Origin of the sequence: Dietzia sp. HMSC21D01, assembly GCF_001815995.1 — a bacterium.
In the GTDB taxonomy this organism is placed as follows: Bacteria; Actinomycetota; Actinomycetes; order Mycobacteriales; family Mycobacteriaceae; genus Dietzia; species Dietzia cinnamea.
On the sequence record NZ_KV823813.1, the window covers coordinates 1,464 to 4,852 of the forward strand.

The window sequence follows — 3,389 nt, forward strand, 5'->3', positions numbered from 1 at the left end:
CACCCCCGACCGGCCGGTCGCGGTGCTCTCGCCGTCCGGATTCGGGGCCCTCGAGGAGTGCCCGCTGCGGTGGTTCCTGCAGTCGGTCGGGGGAGACTCCTCCGACGCCGGATCGGCCGCCCCGCTCGTGCGGGGATCGGCCGTGCACGCCCTGACCCAGGCCGTGGAGGGCGGTATCGACGAGGACACGATCCGCTCGACCGTCCGCCGGCGGGCCGAGGCGCTGACCCTGTCCCGCGGGTGGTTCGCCGAGCGCGGGGCCGAGACGATGGTGGAGATGGCCGAGACGTTCCGCAGGTGGCGCTCGTCCACCCGCGACGAGTACACGACCGCCGCGGTCGAGGAGCCGTTCGAGTTCGACGCCGGCGGCGGGGTGCGCGTCCGCGGGCGGATCGACAGGCTCGAGGCGACCTCCGCGGGGCAGGTCGTCCCCGTCGACGTGAAGACCTCGGCCGCGGCGGCCAGCAAGAAGGACGCCGCGGTCAATCCGCAGCTGGCCCTGTACCAGCTCGCGGTCGCCCGGGGGGCGGTGGCCGCCGCGGGCGGTCGCGAACCCGGAGGCGGGCTCCTGCTCTACCTGGCCGGCCGCGAGGGCCGGATGCCGACCGAGCGGGTGCAGGACCCCCTCGGGACCGACGGCGCCGAGGCCCTGGTCGATCGCGTTCAGGAGGCCGGCCGCGCGACCGTCGGCCCCGGTTACACCGCGCGCGTGGGCCGGTGGTGCGAGCACTGCAGCGTCAGGTCCAGCTGCCCCGCGCAGTCCGAGGGGAAGCAGGTGAGCGGGTGACCGCGTCGATAGACCCCGCCGCCATCGCCGACGCGCTCGGCATTCATCGACCCACCCCCGAGCAGGCCGAGGTGATCGCCGGGCCGACCGAACCCACTCTCGTGCTGGCCGGGGCGGGCGCCGGTAAGACCGAGACCATGGCAGCCAGGGTCGTGTGGTTGGTGGCCAACGGATACGCGCGACCGGGGGAGATCCTCGGCCTGACCTTCACCCGCAAGGCCGCCCAGCAGCTGTCCAGACGGATACGCCGCCGCCTGGACGCGCTGGCCCGCAGCGCGCTGTGCTCCGGGCCCGGCGCGGACCCCGCGATCGCCGAGGCGATCCGCACCGAGGACCCGCAGATCTCCACCTATCACGCCTTCGCCGGCACGCTGCTCGGCACCTACGGACTGCTCGTACCGGTCGAACCGGACTCGAGGCTGCTCACCCCCACCGCCGCTTTCCAGCTCGCCCACGACGTCGTGTCGAGGTGGGAGAGCCCGCTGACCACCGCATCCAACCCCGGCACCGTGACCCGCGACGTGCTGGCGCTGGCCGGGCAGTTGTCCGACCACCTCGTCACCACCGACGACCTGCGCTCGCACCCCGACCTGATCACGACCCTCATCGCGACCCTCCCGCCCGGGCCGCGGCAGAAGGCGACTCCCACCGCGTGGCTCGGGAGGACTGCCGAGATCCAGGGTCACCGGGAGGAACTCGCTGACCTGGTGGACGCGGTCGCCACCCGCATGCGAGCCGAGACGGCGCTCGACCACGCCTCCCAGATGGCCCTGGCCGCCACCGTCGCCCGAGACCACCCCCAGGTCGGGCTCGCCGAGCGCCGCGCGTTCCGCGTGGTGCTGCTCGACGAGTACCAGGACACCGGGCATTCCCAGCGGGTCCTTCTGTCGTCCCTCTTCGGCGCGGGGGCCGACCCGGCCCCGGCCGTGACCGCCGTCGGTGACCCCATGCAGTCCATCTACGGGTGGCGGGGGGCGTCGGCGTCCAACCTCGACCGCTTCCGCGAGGATTTCCCGCTGCAAGGGGGGCGGCCCTCGCACCTGCGGGAACTCACGACCTCGTGGCGCAACCCACCGGAGGTCCTCGCGTTGGCCAACCGGATCACCGCGCCGCTGCGCGACCGACCCGGATCCGTCCCGGTGCCCGAACTTCGGGCCCGGCACGGAGCCGCGCCCGGCGACCTCAGGGTCGCGCTGCTCGATACGGCCGAGGACGAGCGCGAGTGGCTCGCCGACACCCTCGCCGACCGGTACCGCGCGGCGGAACAGTCCGGCCGGGTACCGACCGCGGCGGTCCTCGTGCGCCGCAACGGCGACTCCGCCGCGATCGCCGAGGCCCTGGAGGCCCGCGGCCTGCCGGTCGAGATCATCGGCGTCGGCGGGCTACTCGACGTGCCCGAGGTCGCCGACGTCGTCGCCCTGCTCACCGTGGTCGCCCGCCCCGGCGCGGGCCCCGCGCTGCTGCGACTGCTCAGCGGCTCCCGGTTCGCGCTCGGCGCGGCCGACCTCGCCGCACTCGCCCGACGCGCGTCCCGCCTGTCCCTGCGAAGGACCGCGACCGCTACCGGGCCGGTCTCCGACCCCCGCGAACTCGACGCCCTCCTCGACGCTCTCGCCCGCGGCGAGGAGACGGACTCGGCCGGCCTGGCCGATGCGCTCGCCGATCCGGGCCCCGAGGACCAGTACAGCCCCGCCGGTGCGCAGCGCATCAGCGAACTCGCGGCCATCATCTCGGGGCTCCGCGTCCGCGCGTCCGCGCCACCGGCGCGGCTCGTCGCGGCCGCCGAACAGTCCCTCGGGCTCGACGCCGAGGTCCGCCTGCGCCAACGCGCCGGCGGCGGCGAGGCCCGCGAACAACTCGACGCGCTCCAGGAGGTGGCCGCCGGCTTCCGACCCGAGCGCGGAACCGGGCTGGACGCGTTCCTGGCGTATCTCGACCTCGCCCGCTCCATCGACGGCGGGCTCGCCCGCGGAGAGGTCGCCTCGACGCCCGGCCGGGTGCAGATCCTCACCGTCCACTCCGCCAAGGGCCTCGAATGGGAGATCGTCGCCGTGCCGCACCTGGCGGAGGGCGTCTTCCCTTCCGGCCAGCCACCGCAGACCTCCGTCCGCACCGCGACCCAGCTGCCCGAGCAGCTGCGGGGGGACCGCGAGACCGAGGACAACCCCGGTGGGGTGCCGGTCCCGCGACTCGACGGCGTGACAGACCGCAAACTGCTGGAAGAGGCGCTGGGGAAACACATCAAGCGGGTCGAGCGGCGCTCGCTCGACGAGGACCGCCGACTGTTCTACGTCGCGGTCACCCGGGCCGAGCAGACGCTGCTGCTGTCCGGGTCGCACTGGCTGGGGTCGGCCACCACACCCAAAGGACGGTCGGAATTCCTCGGGGACGTGCTCGACGCCTGCGGGGGGGAACCACCGCTCGGGGTGATCGACCACCTCGTCGTCACACCCTCTCCCACGAATCCCGCCACCTCGGGCACCGTCGAGGCGACGTGGCCCCGCGCGGCCGCGCCCGACCGACTCGCCGTCGCGCGAGCGGTGCGGGCTGCCGCGCCCGTGGACCCGGAGTCCCAGGCGCCACCGGAGTCGGGCCCCGCCCG

The 3,389-nt window shown here is 74.7% G+C and carries 2 protein-coding genes; both read left to right on the top strand.

What is annotated here, in order from left to right; translation table 11 throughout:
- On the top strand, positions 1-787 hold a 787-nt coding region (locus HMPREF3086_RS17885; protein WP_168169051.1), incomplete at its 5' end, for a RecB family exonuclease.
- Positions 784-3,389, top strand: a 2,606-nt coding sequence (locus HMPREF3086_RS04545) for an ATP-dependent helicase (RefSeq protein WP_070720399.1), incomplete at its 3' end; no start/stop codon positions are given. The genes HMPREF3086_RS17885 and HMPREF3086_RS04545, both read left to right, overlap by 4 nt.